We start from the raw sequence: 18,039 nt of genomic DNA, 5'->3' as shown, positions 1-18,039 counted from the left end.
TTACACGGGTTCACCGGCGCCTGAAGAGGCTTGAGCCGGAGACGCAACGCCCCGTTTACCATTACAAGACTAAACTCGGGCAGCGACTGCCGATACCCGAGCCCTCGACCGGCCCCAGAAAAGGTTAACCGAATGGTTACCGGGCCCGTCGCTCGCCGCCGCCACCATCCTGCCGCAGGGGAGGGGTCGGGCGCGATCCCCACCCGGCGAATCAGGGGGTGAATTGTGTGGATCAGATCCGCAATCCCCGACGAATCCGGATGCCGGGAGCCCGAACATGCAGGCCATCGACCCCGCGGAACTCGAGGCCCAGACCGGCGGCGACGCCGACCTCGCCCGTGAGGTCCTGGAGCTGTTCGCCGGCCAGTGCCGGTCGATCCTGCCGCGCCTCGCCGACCCGGCCCTGCCGCGGGCGCAGCGCGCCGACCTCGCCCACACCCTGAAGGGCTCGGCCGCGGGCGTCGGGGCGATCCACGTGCGGGCGCTCGCGGACGCCGCGGAGACGCGCCTGCGCGCCGGCGCCGGGGCGGTGCCGGTCGACGACCTCGCGGCCGCGGTCGCGCGGGCGCTGGCGGAGATCGCGGAGGCGCGCGCCTGACGGTGTCGCCCAATGCGGCGATCGATCCGGGACCGGTGTCTAATGCCGCGCTTGCATTCCGCGTTTCCAGCCGCCAAGCAGGCACGCCGCCCGTCGGACAGATTGCGCTCGACGCGAGCCCGGAGCCCCCAGCATGCCCAAGATCACCTACGTCGACCACGCCGGGACGGAGCGGACCGTCGAAGGCAGCGTCGGCGCGACCGTGATGGAGACGGCTATGCGCAACAACGTCCCGGGCATCGACGCGGAGTGCGGGGGCGCCTGCGCCTGCGCCACCTGCCACGTCTACGTGGCCGACGCCTGGATCGACACGGTCGGCAAGGCGCAGGACATGGAGCAGGACATGCTGGATTTCGCCAGCGACGTCCGCGAGAATTCCCGCCTCTCCTGCCAGATCAAGATCACGCCGGCGATGGACGGCCTCGTGGTGACGACGCCGTCCCAGCAGGGCTGAGACGGAAGCCGTCTCGGTCGCGCGATCCCCGCCCGTCCTCGCGAGCGCAGCGAAGCGACCCAGGGTGGCGCGACGTCCGCGTATGCGGCGCTGCCGGATCGCTTCGCTGCGCTCGCGAGGACGGCATCGCCTCCGGTCGCGTCGCGCTGTGAGGCCGTAAACGCACCTGTCATCGCACCAGCGCCCGCGCCGCCGCGTCGAGCCCGTCCAGGGTGAGGGGGAACATCCGGCCGGCGACCAGCCGCTGCATCATGCCGATCGACTGCGTGTAACCCCAGTGCGTCTCGGGCACCGGGTTCAGCCACGCCGCCTTCGGGAAATGGTCGAGGAGCCGCTGCATCCAGGTGGCACCCGCCTCCTCGTTCCAGTGCTCCACGGAGCCGCCGGGCGTCGCGATCTCGTAGGGGCTCATCGAGGCGTCGCCCACGAAGACGAGCCGGTAGTCGCTGCCGTAGGTGCGGATCACGTCGAGGAGCGGCGTCTTCGCCTCGTGGCGCCGTCGGTTCTCGGTCCAGACCGCCTCGTAGGGGCAGTTGTGGAAGTAGTAGTGCGCGAGGTGCTTGAACTCCGAGCGCGCCGCCGAGAACAGCGCCTCCGCCTGCTCGATGTGCCAGTCCATCGAGCCGCCGACGTCCAGGAACAGCAGCACCTTCACGGCGTTGCGCCGCTCCGGCCGCAGCTTCACGTCGATGTAGCCCTGGCGCGCGCTCGCGCGGATCGTGCCGTCGAGGTCGAGCTCCTCCGCCGCGCCGGTCCGGGCGAAGCGGCGCAGGCGCCGCAGCGCCAGGCGCATGTTGCGCGCGCCGATCTCCCGGTCGTCGTCGAGGTCCTTGAACTCGCGCTTGTCCCAGACCTTCACCGCCCGGAAGTTGCGGTTGCCGTCCTGGCCGATGCGGATGCCCTCGGGATTGTAGCCGTAGGCGCCGAAGGGCGAGGTGCCGCCGGTCCCGATCCATTTCGAGCCGCCCTGGTGGCGCCCCTTCTGCTCGGCGAGGCGCTGCTTCAGGGTCTCGAACAGCTTGTCCCAGCCGAGCGCCTTCAGCTCCGCCTTCTCGGCCTCGGTCAGGTACTTCTCGGCGAGCTTCCGGAGCCATTCCTCCGGGATCGCGGCGGGCTCGACCGCCTCGCCCAGGGTCTCCAGCCCCTTGAACACCGTGCCGAACACCCGGTCGAACCGGTCGAGATGCGCCTCGTCCTTCACCAGCGCGGTGCGCGACAGGAAGTAGAACGCCTCGACGTCGTGCTCCGCGAGGCCCCGGTCCAGGGCGCCGATCAGGGTCAGGTACTCCTTCAGGGAGACGGGGACCTTGGCGTCCCGGAGGGCCGTGAAGAACTGCAGCAGCATGCCGGGAGAACGCGCCAGCCGGGCGTCCGGGTCAAGCCCGCGCGAATCGGTCGGCGCGCCGCCGAGCGTGGCAGGACTTTTCCGAAGGACTTCCGAGTCTTCGCCGATGGTCGACAAGATTCAGCCCCGTCGGCAGCGCCGATTCCGGCGCCCAAACGAGTCTCTCCGACCCGATGGGACTCATAACCTGGGCATAAGTCGTCGAATCTGTTGATATGTGACCGGACAAGCCTCGCCCAGTCACTCAATCGGTCATGGGAATCGCTCAACTCGGGACATCGAGTGTGTGCGGACGCGGCAGCGCGGCCGACACGGAGCTAGCGAGGAGACCTGCGATGGCGGTCATCCTGCGGAATCTGACGGAATTCAAGCGGTTTCTCGGGAAGCCGGGGGCGACGATTCAGCTGGTGCGCAACACCTTCATGGACCGCCAGCCGGAGGCGACACGAGACGCCTACCGCGACAAGGGCATGTACGCCCCGCGGGCGGTGCAGGCCCTGTCGCGCAAGGCCGCGGTCTTCACCCTGCGGGGCTATCCCGGGACGGTCTGGCTCTACTGGGACAAGGGCGCCCGCGGCTGGCGCTTCTCCGGCGACACCGTGACGGTGCCCCTGGTCACCGGCCTCGGGCCGGCGGACGAGCTGGTCTACCAGTGCAGCTTCGCCGACGGGTTCGAGCCGGCGCCGCGCAGCCGCGCGGCGCGGCGGGCCAAGCACGAGGACGCGCACCCGGTCCTGATCTGAGCGGGGCCCCCGGGACCTCCGCTCGGATCTCCCGCCTCAGGCCGTCCCCTCAGGCCGCCCCCTCAGGCCTCCTGGCCGGCCGCCTCCTGGCGCTCGGGCTCCCGCTTGACCGGGACCTTGCCGAGTGCCTTCCCGACGGTCCGGCGGGCCCGGAAGATCGGCTTCGACTCGCCCTCGCGCTTCTTCAGCAGGGCGCGGTACTCGTCCCGCCGCTCGTGGATCGACGCGATCACCAGCCCCATCGGCACGCCGACATCGACCAGAACGGCCTCCGACAGCTGCAGCGAGGCCTCGATCGTCTCCGGCACCGCGTCGTCGACGCCGAGCTCGTAGAGCGAGGAGGCGTGGCGGGCGTCGCGGGCCCGGGCCACGATGGTCAGGTCCGGCCGCTCGGCGCGGGCCGCCGCCACCGCCGCCTCGACGGCGCGGGGATTGTCGAGGGTGACGACCAGCGCCCGGGCCGTGGCGATGTCGCAGCGGCGCAGCATCTCGGTGTTGCCGCTGTCGCCGAAATAGACCGGCGCCCCGGCGCGGCGCTGCTCGGCCACCCGCGCGGCGTCGGAATCGAGGGCGATGTACGGGATCTTGTGCCGCTCCAGCATCTCGCCGACCTGCCGGCCGACGCGGCCGAACCCCGCGACGATCACCCGGTTCCCCACGCGCTCCGGCACCGGCTCCGCCTTGGCGGTGGCCTGGGCGCTGGCGGTCGCCCGCAGCTTGAGCCGGCGGCCGACGGCGGCGAGCGCCGGGATCATGATCATCGTGACCGTGGTCACCACGAGGGCCGCCGCGCCGACCTCTTCCGGCACCAGGCCGGTGGCCATGGCACCGCCGATCAGCACGTAAGCGAACTCGCCGCCCGGGCCGAGGAGGAGCGCCGTCTCCAGCGCCACCGGCCGGGGGATCTTCAGCACGGGGGCCGCCATCATCACCACGGCGGCCTTGATCAGGACGAGCGCCAGCGACAGGCCGATGATCGCCCCCGGCGTCGCCATCAGCTGCGCCGGGTCGAGGTTCATGCCCACCGAGACGAAGAACACGCCGAGCAGCAGGCCCTTGAACGGGTCGATCGTCGCCTCGATGGCCCGGCGGTACTCGGTCTCGGCGAGCAGCAGGCCGGCCACGAAGGCGCCGAGCGTCATCGACAGGCCGCTCGCCGCCGCGGTCAGCGCCGTGCCGACGATGACCAGCAGGCAGGCGGCCATGAACAGCTCGGTGGAACGCGTGCGCGCCACGAGCTGGAACAGCGGGCGCAGGGCGAGGCGGCCCGCCACCACGATCAGGGCCAGTGCGATCGCCGCCTGGCCCAGCGCCAGGGCGAGGGCCCAGCCCTTGTCGCCGCCGTCGTCGCGGCCGAGCACCGCGATCGCGAACAGGGCCGGGGCCACCGCCAGGTCCTGGAACAGCAGCACCGCGAAGCTCGTGCGCCCGGTCGGCGCGTTCAGCCGCTTCTGCTCGGCGAGGACCGGCAGGACCACCGCGGTCGACGACAGCGCGAGGCCGATGCCGACGATCACCGCGCCGGTGATCGGCACGTTGAGCCCGTAGAGGATCGCCCCGAGGATCAGCGCGGAGCAGCCCACCTGCAGGGAGCCGAGGCCGAAGACCAGCCGACGCAGCACCCGCAGGCGCTCCCACGACAGCTCGATCCCGATCATGAACATCAGGAAGATCACGCCGAACTCGGCGAGGTGCGAGATCTCGGCCCGGTTGCCGATGGTGAAGAGGTGAACGGAGGGATAGGTGTCGGCCAGCCGGCCGAGTCCGAAGGGCCCCAGCAGGGCCCCGGCGCCGATGAAGCCGAGCACCGGCGAGATCCGCAGGCGGTGGAACAGCGGCACCACGATGCCCGCTGTGACGAGAAACAGGATCGCTTCCTTGTAGGAGCCGGCGTGGACCTCTGGCATCGGCGGCGGATCGAACCTCGTCTCTCGGGGGTGGGGAGCGCCGCTCACGGCCGCGCGATCATGGGTCGGCGGCGCCCCCGGGGCAACCGGGTTCCGGCCGCGATCGACCCCGCGGATGTGCGTTCCGACACAAGCCGGATACAGGCGCGGGTGAGACATTTCGGTCACCGGCACGCGGGATGCGGACGGCATCCAAAGGAGGCATGCGGTGAAGGCGTGCAACGCGGCCCAAAATCGGCACAATGCGCGCATACACGCCTGAGTTAACCGGGGGTTAAGCTCGGCCGGGCTCGGCCCGGAACTGGACCGGATGGATGCGACGAGGCCGATGATCTCCATCAAATCGATATTTGCCGGTCCGGCAGCGCCCCCCAGCCGCGACCTCGAGCGCGAGAAGCGCGAGTGGAAGCTCGAGTCGGACCGCTGGCGGCACCAGCGCCACGTCGAGAAGGGCTACCGCATCAAGTGGGGCTACGTGGCGATCGCGTACCTCGTCGAGTTCATGGTGATCGGCGCCTCGCTCTGGGGCGCGTGGCTGTTCGCGGGCGTCTACAGCGACGGCGACTGGCACGCCTTCTACTTCATGCTGCTGGCGCCGCTGGTCTACGCCGCGGTCGAGCTGTGCCGCGTGCCGCTCGGCATCCTGGCCCGGACCCAGCGCTCCTACTTCGTGCGCGGCCTCGCCGTGCTGGGCATCATCTTCGCGGCGGGCGTGACCACCAAGTCGGTGTCGCAGCTCGGCGAGATGATGTTCCATCCCCGCCTGATGGAGGCGGCCCGGACCAAGACCGCCCTGAAGGACGCCCAGGCCGACCGCGCCACGATCGGCGACCGGATCAAGGCGGCCGACGAGCGCGTGGCGCAGTACACGGCCGAGCTCGACCAGATCGAGAAGCGCTCCGCCGACAACGCCCAGCAACTCGCCGGCCTCCCGGCCCAGCGCTGCGAGCGGGTCTTCGGCACCAACAGCAAGGGCCGGAAGTACCAGAACCTGAAATGCGTGGCCGATCCCCGCGTCGCCGCCCTGTCGCAGGGCGTCGCCAAGGCGTCCGCCGACCGCGCCGGGATGATCAAGGACCTGGAGGAGGCCCGCAAGGCGCGCGCCGCCCTCGATCCGGGCGCCGCCGACCGGCGCGTGGCCGACGCCGAGCAGGGCTACCGGAACGCGGTCAACCGCTCGCAGCTCCACTCCTTCACCGCCATGGTCTACGGCGTCGACCCGATCGACGTGACCGAGAGCCAGGTCCACGCCTTCCTGCGGATCTTCGTGTTCCTGCCCGCGGTCTGCGCCGCCTTCGCGTCGACGATCCTGGCGCTCTGCGCGGTCTCGACCCGCCGGACCTTCATGGACGAGGACGATCTCGGCGCCGCCGTGAACCCGGAGGCGGCCCCCTACATGCTCGACGCGATCGCCGACGCCCTGCGCTCGCACCCCGAGCCGATCCTGCCGCGCGCCGCCAACGCGTCGGGCGCGGTGATCCCGATGAACCGGCCGGCCCAGGGCCAGCAGGCGCTGCCGAACCAGACCCATCCGGGCCCGACCCTCCCTGCCGCTGGAGCCGGCGCATGAACTACGTCGCGAGCGGGACCCCCGAGAACATCGCCCTCGCCCAGCAGGTGAATTCCCGCCTGCGGGCGGATTCGAGCTACGTCGCGGCCCGGGCCTTCCTGTTCCGGGCGCTGGGCTTCGGCGCCTTCGCGTGCCTCGCGGGCATCGGCGTCGGCGCGGCGGCCTACGGCTGGGCGACCCTGAACCAGTTCGACACCGCCGCCGAGAAGATCGCCGCCGCCATGCAGGCGGCGCTCTCGGACGTGACCCTGAAGACCAAGGGCGAGGTCACGCTCACCGACAACACCCTGAAGCTCGAGGGCCTGCCCAAGGCGCCGGCGACGCCGACGCCCACCAAGGCGCAGCTCGGCAACGACGCCGCCCCGGCCTCCAAGGCCGCGGTGAACACGACCTTCACGGTGTTCAAGCAGGTGCCCTACCTCGACGGGCAGATCGTGACCGGCTGGAACTTCAAGGACAGCGCCGAGCAGCCCTACCAGCAGTACTGCTACTTCTCCCGCCGCTCCAACGAGGCGAAGGGCCAGGTCGAGATCAAGATCGACCTCGCCATGGACGGCAAGACCCTGCCGCAGCCGCAGAAGTCGGACGTCAACCTCGAGATCCTCGCCCGGAACTGCGTCTGGCACGAGAAGGGTTGAGATCGCTCGCGGCGCCACCGTCCTTGCGAGCGAAGCGAAGTGATGACGGCGTGGACCGTTCGGCGGGCGCATCGGCCGGCACCGACTGGGACGGCCGGGAGGGCTCGGCGCTTGCGGCCCGGCGGCGCGGCGCGCTACCCCTTGGCCCGAGCCCCTCTCTCCGAGACCGCGATGCGCTTTTCCGGAACCGAGACCTACGTCGCGACCCCCGACCTCACCGCGGCGGTCAACGCCGCCGTGGTCCTGGAGCGGCCGCTCCTCGTGAAGGGCGAGCCCGGGACCGGCAAGACCGTGCTGGCCGAGGAGATCGCCAAGGGCTTGGGCGCGCCGCTGATCGTCTGGAACATCAAGTCGACCACCAAGGCGCAGCAGGGGCTCTACGAGTACGACGCGGTCTCGCGCCTGCGCGACTCCCAGCTCGGCGACCCTCGGGTCTCGGACATCTCCAACTACATCCGGCGCGGCAAGCTCTGGGAGGCGTTCACCGCGCCCGAGCGCCCGGTCCTGCTCATCGACGAGATCGACAAGGCCGATATCGAGTTCCCCAACGACCTGCTGACCGAACTCGACCGGATGGAGTTCCACGTCTACGAGACCGGCGAGACCGTGAAGGCCGTGCGCCGGCCGATCGTGATCATCACGTCGAACAACGAGAAGGAGCTGCCGGACGCGTTCCTGCGCCGCTGCTTCTTCCACTACATCAAGTTCCCCGACGCCGAGACGCTGCAGCGCATCGTCGACGTCCACTATCCGGGCATCAAGCACCGCCTCGTCGAGGAGGCCCTGCGGACCTTCCTGGCGATGCGCGAGGTCCCGGGCCTCAAGAAGAAGCCCTCGACCTCGGAGCTGCTCGACTGGCTGAAGCTCCTCGTCTCCGAGGACATCGCCCCCGAGACCCTGCGCGAGCAGGACGGCCGCAAGCTGATCCCGCCGCTGCACGGGGCGCTGCTGAAGAACGAGCAGGATGTCAGCCTGTTCGAGAAGCTGGCCTTCATGATGCGCCGGGACCAGCGCGGCGGCTGAGGCCGGACGGACGACCCGAGGATTCCCGCGAGAGGAGCCCGGGGCAGGGACAGGAGCGTGCGGCATGGGCGAGATCGCGATCGTCGGCGGCGGCGTGATGGGGCACGGCATCGCCCTGGTGCTGGCGCTCGCCGGCCACGGCGTGCGGATCACCGACACGCGGCCCGAGACCCGGGCGCGGATCCCCGGCCTGATGGAATCCGCCCTCGCGACCCTGCGGGAGGCCGGCGCCGCCCTGGAGGGCTGGGATGCCGCGCGGCTGGCCCGGGCCGTCCGGGTCGAGGCGGCGCTCGACGCGGCGATCTCGGGCGCCGGCCTCGTGATCGAGGCGATCACCGAGAACCCGGAGGCCAAGCGCGCGCTCTTCTCCGAGCTGGACCGGCTCTGCCCGGCCGACGCGATCCTCGCCAGCAACACCAGCTACCTCGACGTCTTCCCGCTGATCCCGGAAGCCCGGCAGGCGCGGGCGCTGATCCTGCACTGGTACACGCCGCCCTACATCGTCGACCTCGTCGACGTGGTGCCGGGGCCCGGCACGGACCCGGCGGTCGTCGCCGCCATGGCCGACCTCGTGCGCGGCCTGGGCCAGGTCCCGATCGTGCTGAAGCGGTTCATCCCCGGCTACATTGCCAACCGCATCCAGCAGGCGATCAGCGCCGAGGTGTTCCGGCTCCTCGACGAGGACGTCGCCGCGCCGCGGGACATCGACGACGCGATCGTCCACGGGCTCGCCCTGCGCATCCCGATCCTCGGCCACCTCGCCAAGGCGGACTTCACCGGCCTGGAGCTGACGCAGCGGGCGCTCGCCAACGGCAGCTACGCGCCGCCGCCGCCCCGCACCCGCTCCGAGACCCTCGACGCCCTCTGCGCCGCCGGCCGGACCGGGGTGATGGCCGGCAAGGGCTATTTCGACTGGGGCGGGCGGCCGCCGGAAGAGCTGTTCCGCGAGCGCGACCGCAAGCTCCTGGCGCTCAAGGCGGCGATGGCCGGGATCGGCCGGATGGAGGGATCATGATCGGAGCGGACCTGTCCGGACGGCGCGTCCTCGTCACCGGAGCCTCGTCGGGGATCGGGCTCGCGACCGTCGCGATCTTCGCCCGCAACGGCGCCACCGTGGCGCTGAACCACCTGCCGGACGATCCCCGCGGCCCCGAAGAGGCCGCCCGGCTCGCCGGAGCCGGATTCTCGGTGATCGCGCTGCCCGGCGACGTGTCGCGGGCGGGCGAGGCCGAGGCGATGGTTTCGGCCGGTATCGACCGGCTCGGTGGCCTCGACGTGCTCGTCAACAATGCCGGCACGTCGGGCACGACCACGCCCATCGCCTTCGAGGACCTCGACGCGATGACCGAGGATTTCTGGGCCACGATCCTGGCGACCAACCTGCTCGGGCCGTTCCGCTGCGCGAAGGCCGCGGCCGCGACCCTCAAGGCGAGCCGCGGCGCCATCGTCAACACCGCGTCGGTGGCCGGCCTCGGGCGGCGCGGCTCGTCGGTCGCCTACTCGGCGAGCAAGGCCGGACTGATCAACCTGACCCGGAGCCTCGCCCGGGCGCTGGCGCCGGACGTGCGCGTCAACGCGGTGGCGCCCGGCCTCGTCGCCACGCCCTGGACCGAGCCCTGGTCGGAGGAGCGCAAGGCCTCGACCGTGGGGCGCACGATGCTCGGCCGCATGGCCCGCCCGGAGGACATCGCCGAGACGATCTTCTTCCTGGGCGCGGGCGCGGCCTACATCACGGGCGAGACCATCACGGTCGACGGCGGAGCGATCTGACGCTCGGGGAGCACACACATGGCGAGCACGACCGTCATCACCTGCGCCCTCACGGGCTCCTTCGACACGCCGCGGAAGAACCCGGCCGTGCCGGTGAGCCCGGAGGCCATCGCGCAGTCAGCCCTCGAGGCCGCCGCCGCCGGGGCGGCCGTGGTCCACATCCACGTCCGCGACCCCGAGACGGCCGCGCCGAGCATGGAGCTCGCCCATTACCGCGAGGTGGTAGAGCGGATCCGCGAGAAGAACGACGCCGTGATCCTCAACCTGACCACGGGGGCGGGAGGCCGGTTCGTGCCGGGCGACCCCGACCCGTCGGTCGCCGGCCCGGGCACGACCTTCGTGGGACCGGAGGCCCGCACCCGGCATGTCGGGGCGCTGCGGCCGGAGATCTGCACCCTCGACATCGCCACGATGAATTTCGGCGAGCACCTGTTCCTCAACACCCCCGGCCACCTGCGGGCGATGGCGGGCCACATCCGCGACGCGGGCGTGAAGCCCGAGATCGAGGTGTTCGATCTCGGCCAGATCGAGCTGGCCCGGCACCTGATCGCCGAGGGGCATCTGGCGCGCCCGCCGCTGTTCCAGATCTGCCTCGGCATCCCCTGGGGGGCGCCCGCGACGCCGGAGGCCCTCGTGGCGATGCGCGCCCGACTGCCGGAGGACGCGGTCTGGTCGGCCTTCGGCATCGGCCGGGAGGAGTTCCCGATCCTCGCGGTCGCCGCCGGCATGGGCGGCAACGTCCGCGTCGGGCTGGAGGACAACCTGTACCTGTCCCGGGGCACGCTCGCGCCGAGCAACGCCGCCCTGGTGGAGAAGGCGGTGAGCCTGCTGGCCCACATCGACCGCGAGCCGGCCACGCCCGATCAGGCGCGGGCGATTTTTGGACTGACGCCGCGGGGCGGTTGAGAGGCCGATCGCCGCCGCTCACCCGTCATCGCGCGCGCAGCGAAGCGACCCAGGGCAGCGCGACCTCGGCGAGCGTGGTGCTGCTGGATTGCTTCGCTCCGCTCGCAAAGACGGGGGCAGCACCTCGAAGGCTGCCCCTGACGGATCGCCGGCATCCTCACGCGCACCCGTTCCAGCCGCGGACCGCCACGGATACTCTGCCTTCGGAAACATTCCGAGCGGCGATCAACGCCGCCGGGTGGACACGACAGGGAGAGAGACATGACGCTCCGCCACCGCGCCGCGGCGCTGCTCGGGAGCTTGTGCGCGTTCGGCGCCGGCGCGGCGCTCGCGGCCGACCTCGTGCCGGTGAAGATCGGCGTGCTGAACGACCGCTCCGGCGTCTACTTCGACTCCACCGGCGAGGGCTCGGTGGTCGCCGCCCGCATGGCGGTCGAGGATTTCAAGCCGGAGGCGCACGGCCTGAAGGTCGAGGTCGTCGCCGCCGACCACCAGAACAAGCCCGATGTCGGCGCCTCCATCACCCGGCAATGGTACGACCGCGACGGCGTCGACGCGGTGTTCGACGTGCCGACCTCCTCGGTGGCGCTCGCCATCGCGCAGATCACCAAGGAGAAGAACAAGGCCTTCATCAACTCGGGCGGCGGCACCGCCGACCTCACCGGCCCGGCCTGCACGCCCAACACCGTGCACTGGACCTACGACACCGCGGCGCTGGCCAACGGCACCGGCAAGGCCATCCTCAAGCGCGGCGGCAAGTCCTGGTACTTCATCACCGCCGACTACGCCTTCGGCCTCGCCCTGGAGCGCGACACCAAGGCGGTGGTGGAGAAGAACGGCGGCACCGTCGTCGGCGGCGTGCGCACGCCGTTCCCGAACCCGGACTTCTCCTCGTTCCTGCTCCAGGCCCAGGCCTCGGGCGCGCAGGTGATCGGGCTCGCCGATGCCGGGCTCGACGCCGCCAACGCCATCAAGCAGGCGCACGAGTTCGGCATCCGCCAGGGCGGCCAGACGCTCGCCGCCCTGCTGATCGCCATCACCGACATCCACTCGCTGGGCCTGGACGTGGCGCAGGGCCTCGCCTTCACCGCCTCGTTCTACTGGGACCTCAACGACGGCACCCGGGCCTTCGCGGAGCGGTTCGAGAAGCGCATGCCCGGCAAGAAGCCGACCTCTTACCAGGCGGGCGTCTACGCCAGCACGCTGCACTACCTGAAGGCGGTGGCGGCCCTGCGCTCGGCCAAGGACGGCGCCGCCGTGGTCGCCAAGATGAAGGAGATGCCGACCGACGACCCGCTGTTCGGCAAGGGCACGATCCGGCCGGACGGGCGCAAGATCCACCCGATGTACCTGTTCGAGGCCAAGGCGCCCTCCGAGTCGAAGGGCGAATGGGATCTCTACAAGGTGCTGGAGACGATCCCGGCCGAGCAGGCCTTCCGCCCGATGAGCGAGGGCGGCTGCCCGATGGTGGCCGGCATGACGGCGAAGTAGGCCTCGGGTCGCTCCTTTCCGCACCGCCGTCCTTGCGAGCGGAGCGAAGCGAACCAGACGGCGCGACGCCGACCGTCGTCGCGCTGCCCTGGGTCACGTCGCTGCGCTCGTGGTGACGGTGAGGGAGCCCCCAACCGAAGCGTCCGAACGATAACCGTTCACGCCGCCCCGATCCGATCCAGCGCCGCCACGGCGTCGTCCGGGAGCGCGAGTTCGGCCGCCGCGAGGTTCTCGCGCAGGTGGCCGAGGGACGACGTCCCCGGGATCAGCAGGATGTTGGGCGACCGGCGCAGCAGCCACGCCAGCGCCACCTGCATGGGCGTCGCGCCCAGCCCGGCCGCCACCGCCGACAGGGTGTCCGACTGCAGCGGGCTGAACCCGCCCAGGGGGAAGAACGGCACGTAGGCGATCCCGGCCGCCGCCAGATCGTCGACGAAGGCGTCGTCGCCCCGATGGGCGAGATTGTACTGGTTCTGCACGCAGACGATGTCGGTGATCCGCCGCCCGTCCGCGACCTGCCGGGGCGTCGCGTTGCTCAGGCCGATCCGGCGGATCAGCCCCTGGCGCTGGAGATCCGCCAGCACCGTCAGCGGCGCCTCGATCGAGCCCTCCGCGGGGCCGTGGACGTCGAACATCAGGCGCAGGTTGACCACGTCGAGGGCGTCGACGCCGAGGTTGCGCAGGTTGTCGTGGACCGCCCGGGTGAGGTCCGCGGCCGAGAAGGCCGGGTCCCACGAGGCGTCGGCCCCGCGCGTGGCGCCGACCTTGGTGACGATCACGAGGTCGTCCGGATAGGGGTGCAGCGCCTCGCGGATGATCTGGTTGGTGACGTGCGGCCCGTAGAAGTCGCTCGTGTCGATGTGGTCGACCCCCGCCGCCACGGCCGCGCGCAGCACCGCGACCGCCGCCGCGCGGTCCTTCGGCGGTCCGAACACGCCGGGCCCGGCGAGCTGCATGGCCCCGTAGCCGAGCCGCTTCACTTTCCGGCCGCCGAGGGGGAAGGTCCCGGCCTGCGCGATGTCGGCGGTGATGGCGGTCATGACGGATCTCCTGTTGGCGCTCCGGATGTAGACGCCACGCTTTGCGCCGATAAGCCGTGACAATCGGCACGGGCCGTGCGGATTCTCGAACGATGACCCAGGATCTCACGGACCTCGCCGCCTTCGTGACCGTGGCGCGGGCCGGCGGTTTCCGCGAAGGCGCCCGCGCCGGCGGCGGCAGCGCGTCGAGCCTCAGCGAGGCGGTGCGCCGGCTGGAGGCGGGCCTGGGGGTGCGCCTCCTGAACCGCACCACCCGCAGCGTCGCGCCGACCGAGGCGGGGGCCCGCCTGCTGGAGCGGCTCGGGCCGGCGCTCGCCGAGGTGGAATCCGCCCTCGACGTGGTGAACGGGTTCCGCGACCGTCCCGCGGGCACGCTCCGGCTCAACGTGCCGCTGAGCGCCGCCCGGCTGGTGCTGCCGGCGCTCGTGCCGCCCTTCCTGGCGGCCTACCCGGAGATCCGCCTGGAGGTGGTGGTCGAGGACGGGTTCGTGGACGTGCTGGCGGCGGGCTGCGATGCCGGCATCCGCTACGACGAGCGGCTGGAGCAGGACATGATCGCCGTGCCGATCGGCCCGCGGCGGCAGCGCTTCGCCACCGCGGCGGCGCCGGCCTATCTCGAGAAGCGCGGCCGGCCGGAGCACCCGCGGGATCTCCTGGGTCACGCCTGCCTGCTCGGCCGCTTCCCCAGCGGCGCGCTGACGGCGCCGTGGGAGTTCGAGCGCGACGGCACCATCGTCCGGGTGGACCCGTCCGGCCCGCTGATCGTGCGGGTCGCCGCCAGCGACCTCGCGGTCGAGGCCGCGATCGCCGGCACCGGGATCGTCCACCTGTTCGAGGACTGGCTGCGGCCGCAGCTCGCGAGCGGGGCCCTGGTCCCGGTGCTGGAGCCCTGGTGGCAGGTCTTCTCCGGCCCGTTCCTCTACTATCCCGGCCGGCGGCACCTGCCGGCGCCGCTGCGCGCCTTCGTGGACTTCGTCGGCGCGCAGGCGTCGCGCGCTAGAACCGCAGGGTGAAGCGGCCCGTCACGGCCTGGTCCTGGGCGCGGGCTCCGGTCTGGCCCGTGTAGGCCACGCCCAGGCTCGCGTCCGGCGCCACCGCCAGGTCCAGGCCCACCTGCGCCACCAGCGCGTCCCGGGCGATCGGCACGCCCGCGCTCAGGAAGGCCGGGCCGCCCGCTCCGAAGGCCAGCAGAGCCGTCGGCACGACGTCGCCGAACGCGCGCCGGTAGCCGACGAGACCCCGCAGCGTCACCGGCAGGCCGAGACCCAGGTCCAGGCGCGCCTGCGCCCGCACGCCCACCGTCGCCGCGCCGAGGTCGTAGTCGCGCGCGAAGCTCGCCAGCGCCGCCGCGCCCCCGGCCTCCGCGAAGGCGCCGCGCCGGATGCCGACATAGGCCCCGCCCGCGAACGGCTCGACGAAGCGCGCCGCCGCTTCACCCAGCGCGATCCTCCAGCCGATCTCGCCGAAGCTCTGCACCGTGGAGCCGCCGCCGTGGCCGCTCAGCGTGTCGGACAGGCCGTACAGCACCGCCCGGCGGGTGCGCGCGTCCGTGTCGGCGTAGAGCGCGCCGAGCCGCAGCGACAGCGGGCCGAGCTCGTAGCCGCCGTACAGGCCGCCGAACCCGCTCCTGAGCGTCGCGCTCTCCGCCCGGCTCGCGCCGCCCGCCCGGCCGGCGCTGTCGAGGAAGGCCTCCGTGTAGCCCCCGACCGCGCCGAAGCGCAGCCCGCCGGGGAGCCGCACGTCCGCGCCGGCCGCGAAGCCGGCGATCTGCCGGTCGAGGCCGAACGCGTTGCCGCCGCCATCGGCCGTGCCGAAGGCGCCGAAGCCCTGGCCCCAGAGCCCGAACACCTGCGGGTCGAGGGTGCGCACCGGCACGGTCGCCACCACCGCAGCCCGGCCGGGCAGGTCGGCCGCGTCGGCGGCCGGCAGGGCGCCGGCGTCGAGCCCGGCACCGGGATCGCCCCAGCGCAGGCGGTCGAGCACCGCCTCGCGCACGAAGAAGGCGGTCTCGTAGGCGGTGGACACGGTGCCGGCGTGGATGTCGCCGGCCAGCGCCCGGAAGCCGCTGCCGGCCTCGTTGGCCGTGAAGGCGACCGCCGCGTCGTAGAGCCGGCCGGCGCCGATCGCCTGGATCGCGTTGGCGGCGGCCGCGCCGTTGCGCGAGGTAGCGCTGGCGGCGAAGGGCACGTCGTTGCGGGTGAGCGTCAGGTCGACCGCGTCGGTCCGGTAGCGCAGGCCCGGGGTGAGGAAGGCGAGGTTCGCGGTCACGCCGGCGAACCGGCCGGAGACGCCGCCGGCGGCGGAGAGGATCGTGTAGGTGGTGCGCGGGTTGTAGGCGCCGGAGGCGGCGCGCACCTGGACGGTGCCGCCCGACAGGGTGGCGGTGCCGGTGGCGGCGATCCGGTCGGCCCGGCCGGCGGCGTCGGCCTCGACCCGGTAGGTCGACCCCGGCGCCAAGCCGACGTTGCCGGCGACCGTGAGCGTGCCGATGGAATTGCCCGGCGCCACCGTGGCGCCCGCGAGCGCGACGATCCCGCCCAGCGTGCCCGAGCCGCCGAGCTCGGCCCCCGGCAGCACCGACACGACCGAGTGGGCGAGGCCGCCGTTCACGACGAGCCGACCGGCCTGCACCGCGGTGGCGCCCGTCAGCGTGCTGAGCCCGGTGAGCGTGAGGGTGCCCGCCCCGGTCTTGGTGAGGGTCCCGGAGCCCGAGACGGCGTTGGCCAGCGTCCCGTCGGTCGATTGATCCACGACGAGCGCCGCGTCGTCGACGATGGCGCCCGTGCCGAAGGCGCCGGCATGGCCGACGAGCGTCCCGCCGCCGATCGTCGTGCCGCCCGCGTAGGTGTTGGCGCCGGTCAGGACCAGCGTCCCGCTGCCGAGCTTCGCGAGGCCGCCCGCGCCGCCGATGTCGTTGCGCCAGACGTCGTAGGCCGAGAACCCGCCCCGGGCCGCGTCCATCGTGACGGTGACCGTGCCGTTGAAGGCGCCGTAGCCGTCGGCGGCGGCGAACAGGTTGATGCGGTCGTAGCCCAGCCCGTTGTCGAGGAAGCCGCCGGAGGGCAGCTCCGTGGTCGCGATCACGTCGCGGCGCTGCGCCGCCGTGAGGTAGGGAAAGCGGGTCGCGAGCAGCGCCTCGGCACCCGCCGGGACCACCGGCGGACGGTCCGTGGGCCCGACCGGTGGCAGGCCGTAGGTCAGGCGCGCCGTGTAGGCGGCCTTGTTGCGCGCGTAATCGGAGAACCGGTCGGTGGCCGGATCCACGGGCGCGTGGGCGCACCGCTCCAGCGGGCCGCCGCAGGCCTGGCTCAGGTAGCTCTGCGCCTGCGCGAAGGCCTCGCCCAGCAGGGCCGCATTCGCCGGGTCGTTGAGCGCCCGGATGGCGAAGTAGGTCGCCAGCACGCGGCCGCCGATCACGTCGGTGGGCGAGTGCATGCCCGCCTCGATCCGGTTGTCGCCGAGCTCGCTCGCGCGGGTGAGCAGTTCCTGGAACCGCTGCGGGACCGCGTAGGCCAGGGCCAGGGCCGACAGGTAGGCGGCGTTGGTGTGGCCGCTCGGGAAGCCGCCGTCCGTCGCGGGGGTCGGGCTCTTCTCCGGTCCAAGGGAGGGCGGCACGACGAGGCCGAGGCCCTGGCCGTCCAGGCTCTGCCGCCAGGGGCGCGGATAGCTGTAGGCGTCCTTGGCCGGGCCGGTGGAGGCGTTGGTCCGGAACACGTTGACCAGCTGCACGACCTTCCCGAGGGGCGACGTCGTCACGCCGGCACCGGTCCCCTGGTCGACGTACTGCACGCGCGACGTGGTCGCGTCGAAGGCCGGGATCGTGGTGGTCGCCCCCGATCCCGCCAGATAGGCCCGCGTCAGCGGCCCGAGGCCGTCGATGACGCTGTAGCTCTGGTTGCGGCGGTCGTCGTAATAGGCGGCGATCTCCTGCGCGCCGGTCCGCTCCCGCGCCCGCTCGGCGACGATCTGGATGTTGCGCAGCAGGAGGGGCGCCCCGAGCGCCGTGGGCGATCCGGTGTCGTATGTCCGTCCGGGGATCCAGATCCGCCGGAAACCCGACAGGATGTCGACGCCGTTGCCGGCTGTCTGCGCCTGGGCGCCCGGACCGAGCAGCACGACCGCCAGCGCGGCGAGTGAGACCCCATATCCTCGTGTCATGACGCGCTCCCCGACACCGCCCCGTCCGGCCGGTCGCGCGCCCCATATCCAAGATCATCGAGGTCAGATCGTCATAGTTCGTTCAAAATCGGACGCATTTTCGATTCGTATCCTCTGAGCAACACTCTGTGAGGCGGCTTATTTCTTATAGCTATATTTGAGAAATTGGAATTTTTACTTCTGAATTTGCCCGGCCATCACTTCTGACCGGTCATCGATCGCCGTGAGCGGCGCGGCCGCGTCTGGATAGGCCCGCCCGAGACCGGCCACCGGCGCCGGTGGCGGGGTCATGCGGGACAGGAGAGGCGGCCCGGGATGCGTCCAGCCAGACCCGGCGCGGGAGCGCCTCGGAAGGTCAGGGAGATGCCGTGCGAATCGCCCGGCGGCGCGTGCGGA

General features: G+C 72.0%; 15 protein-coding genes. 11 read left to right on the top strand and 4 right to left on the bottom strand.

The features are described from left to right. The first annotated feature begins 277 nt into the window (after window positions 1-277). A complete protein-coding gene (locus ACLBYB_RS13615) occupies window positions 278-598 on the top strand; it encodes an Hpt domain-containing protein (protein WP_091680223.1) in 321 nt (106 codons plus the stop codon). 133 nt (window positions 599-731) lie between these two features. Next, window positions 732-1,052, top strand: coding sequence for a 2Fe-2S iron-sulfur cluster-binding protein (locus ACLBYB_RS13610; protein WP_020092346.1), 321 nt, complete (start codon window positions 732-734; stop codon window positions 1,050-1,052). A 169-nt stretch (window positions 1,053-1,221) separates the two neighbouring features. On the opposite strand, the gene ACLBYB_RS13605 is transcribed toward ACLBYB_RS13610, so the two are convergent. Next, window positions 1,222-2,397 carry a vWA domain-containing protein gene (locus ACLBYB_RS13605; protein ID WP_447699079.1) on the bottom strand — a complete coding sequence of 392 codons (1,176 nt, stop codon included), beginning with the start codon at window positions 2,395-2,397 and terminating at the stop codon, window positions 1,222-1,224. A 335-nt stretch (window positions 2,398-2,732) separates the two neighbouring features. Between ACLBYB_RS13605 and ACLBYB_RS13600 the strand changes: the two genes are divergently transcribed. Continuing rightward, window positions 2,733-3,140, top strand: a complete 408-nt coding sequence (locus ACLBYB_RS13600; protein ID WP_447699078.1) for a hypothetical protein — start codon at window positions 2,733-2,735, stop codon at window positions 3,138-3,140. A 62-nt stretch (window positions 3,141-3,202) separates the two neighbouring features. Here the strand turns inward: ACLBYB_RS13600 and ACLBYB_RS13595 are convergent, their stop codons facing one another. Further along, window positions 3,203-5,047, bottom strand: coding sequence for a cation:proton antiporter domain-containing protein (locus tag ACLBYB_RS13595; protein WP_447699077.1), 1,845 nt, complete (start codon window positions 5,045-5,047; stop codon window positions 3,203-3,205). A gap of 310 nt (window positions 5,048-5,357) precedes the next feature. Between ACLBYB_RS13595 and ACLBYB_RS13590 the strand changes: the two genes are divergently transcribed. The 7 genes from ACLBYB_RS13590 to ACLBYB_RS13560 all read left to right on the top strand — a co-directional run bounded on the left by ACLBYB_RS13590 (window position 5,358) and on the right by ACLBYB_RS13560 (window position 12,445). Beyond that, window positions 5,358-6,617, top strand: coding sequence for a hypothetical protein (locus ACLBYB_RS13590; RefSeq protein WP_020092350.1), 1,260 nt, complete (start codon window positions 5,358-5,360; stop codon window positions 6,615-6,617). Further along, window positions 6,614-7,255, top strand: a complete 642-nt coding sequence (locus ACLBYB_RS13585) for a hypothetical protein (protein ID WP_020092351.1) — start codon at window positions 6,614-6,616, stop codon at window positions 7,253-7,255. The genes ACLBYB_RS13590 and ACLBYB_RS13585 overlap by 4 nt, the downstream gene beginning before the upstream one ends. A 171-nt stretch (window positions 7,256-7,426) precedes the next feature. Next, on the top strand, window positions 7,427-8,278 hold the full coding sequence (locus ACLBYB_RS13580) for an AAA family ATPase (protein ID WP_091925922.1): 852 nt from the start codon (window positions 7,427-7,429) through the stop codon (window positions 8,276-8,278). Window positions 8,279-8,342: 64 nt separating this feature from the next. Beyond that, window positions 8,343-9,293 carry a 3-hydroxyacyl-CoA dehydrogenase family protein gene (locus tag ACLBYB_RS13575; protein WP_447699076.1) on the top strand — a complete coding sequence of 317 codons (951 nt, stop codon included), beginning with the start codon at window positions 8,343-8,345 and terminating at the stop codon, window positions 9,291-9,293. Continuing rightward, window positions 9,290-10,048, top strand: a complete 759-nt coding sequence (locus ACLBYB_RS13570; RefSeq protein ID WP_100251987.1) for an SDR family NAD(P)-dependent oxidoreductase — start codon at window positions 9,290-9,292, stop codon at window positions 10,046-10,048. The genes ACLBYB_RS13575 and ACLBYB_RS13570 overlap by 4 nt, the downstream gene beginning before the upstream one ends. A gap of 18 nt (window positions 10,049-10,066) precedes the next feature. Next, window positions 10,067-10,954: a BKACE family enzyme gene (locus ACLBYB_RS13565; RefSeq protein ID WP_100251988.1), complete on the top strand. Its 888-nt coding sequence runs from the start codon at window positions 10,067-10,069 to the stop codon at window positions 10,952-10,954. A 261-nt stretch (window positions 10,955-11,215) separates the two neighbouring features. Further along, entirely contained in the window at window positions 11,216-12,445 is a 1,230-nt protein-coding gene (locus ACLBYB_RS13560; protein WP_447699075.1) for an ABC transporter substrate-binding protein, read from the top strand. A gap of 158 nt (window positions 12,446-12,603) precedes the next feature. On the opposite strand, the gene ACLBYB_RS13555 is transcribed toward ACLBYB_RS13560, so the two are convergent. Beyond that, window positions 12,604-13,485 (bottom strand): aldo/keto reductase family oxidoreductase, encoded by an 882-nt coding sequence (locus ACLBYB_RS13555; RefSeq protein WP_447699074.1) that lies wholly within the window; start codon window positions 13,483-13,485, stop codon window positions 12,604-12,606. Window positions 13,486-13,577: 92 nt separating this feature from the next. Here ACLBYB_RS13555 and ACLBYB_RS13550 point away from each other — a divergent pair, with 92 nt between their 5' ends. Beyond that, entirely contained in the window at window positions 13,578-14,498 is a 921-nt protein-coding gene (locus ACLBYB_RS13550) for a LysR family transcriptional regulator (RefSeq protein WP_447699073.1), read from the top strand. Here the strand turns inward: ACLBYB_RS13550 and ACLBYB_RS13545 are convergent. Then, the gene (locus ACLBYB_RS13545; protein ID WP_447699072.1) at window positions 14,482-17,643 is read right to left on the bottom strand and encodes an autotransporter domain-containing protein; all 3,162 of its coding nucleotides are present in this window, start codon (window positions 17,641-17,643) and stop codon (window positions 14,482-14,484) included. The two genes, ACLBYB_RS13550 and ACLBYB_RS13545, sit on opposite strands and share 17 nt — an antisense overlap. Window positions 17,644-18,039 lie beyond the last annotated feature (396 nt).

It is taken from the genome of Methylobacterium sp. D54C, from assembly GCF_053345595.1.
Note: the sequence above shows the minus strand (reverse complement) of the source record. Positions and strands in the feature narration are given on the sequence as shown.

Bases quoted from the DNA above. Each gene is read 5' to 3' on its own strand.
- ACLBYB_RS13585 (WP_020092351.1), top strand. From the start codon at position 6,614: ATGAACTACGTCGCGAGCGGGACCCCCGAGAACATCGCCCTCGCCCAG.
- ACLBYB_RS13615 (WP_091680223.1), top strand. From the start codon at position 278: ATGCAGGCCATCGACCCCGCGGAACTCGAGGCCCAGACCGGCGGCGAC.
- ACLBYB_RS13595 (WP_447699077.1), bottom strand. From the start codon at position 5,047: ATGCCAGAGGTCCACGCCGGCTCCTACAAGGAAGCGATCCTGTTTCTC.
- ACLBYB_RS13580 (WP_091925922.1), top strand. From the start codon at position 7,427: ATGCGCTTTTCCGGAACCGAGACCTACGTCGCGACCCCCGACCTCACC.
- ACLBYB_RS13555 (WP_447699074.1), bottom strand. From the start codon at position 13,485: ATGACCGCCATCACCGCCGACATCGCGCAGGCCGGGACCTTCCCCCTC.
- ACLBYB_RS13565 (WP_100251988.1), top strand. From the start codon at position 10,067: ATGGCGAGCACGACCGTCATCACCTGCGCCCTCACGGGCTCCTTCGAC.
- ACLBYB_RS13610 (WP_020092346.1), top strand. From the start codon at position 732: ATGCCCAAGATCACCTACGTCGACCACGCCGGGACGGAGCGGACCGTC.
- ACLBYB_RS13605 (WP_447699079.1), bottom strand. From the start codon at position 2,397: ATGCTGCTGCAGTTCTTCACGGCCCTCCGGGACGCCAAGGTCCCCGTC.
- ACLBYB_RS13575 (WP_447699076.1), top strand. From the start codon at position 8,343: ATGGGCGAGATCGCGATCGTCGGCGGCGGCGTGATGGGGCACGGCATC.
- ACLBYB_RS13545 (WP_447699072.1), bottom strand. From the start codon at position 17,643: ATGACACGAGGATATGGGGTCTCACTCGCCGCGCTGGCGGTCGTGCTG.
- ACLBYB_RS13560 (WP_447699075.1), top strand. From the start codon at position 11,216: ATGACGCTCCGCCACCGCGCCGCGGCGCTGCTCGGGAGCTTGTGCGCG.
- ACLBYB_RS13600 (WP_447699078.1), top strand. From the start codon at position 2,733: ATGGCGGTCATCCTGCGGAATCTGACGGAATTCAAGCGGTTTCTCGGG.
- ACLBYB_RS13550 (WP_447699073.1), top strand. From the start codon at position 13,578: ATGACCCAGGATCTCACGGACCTCGCCGCCTTCGTGACCGTGGCGCGG.
- ACLBYB_RS13570 (WP_100251987.1), top strand. From the start codon at position 9,290: ATGATCGGAGCGGACCTGTCCGGACGGCGCGTCCTCGTCACCGGAGCC.
- ACLBYB_RS13590 (WP_020092350.1), top strand. From the start codon at position 5,358: ATGGATGCGACGAGGCCGATGATCTCCATCAAATCGATATTTGCCGGT.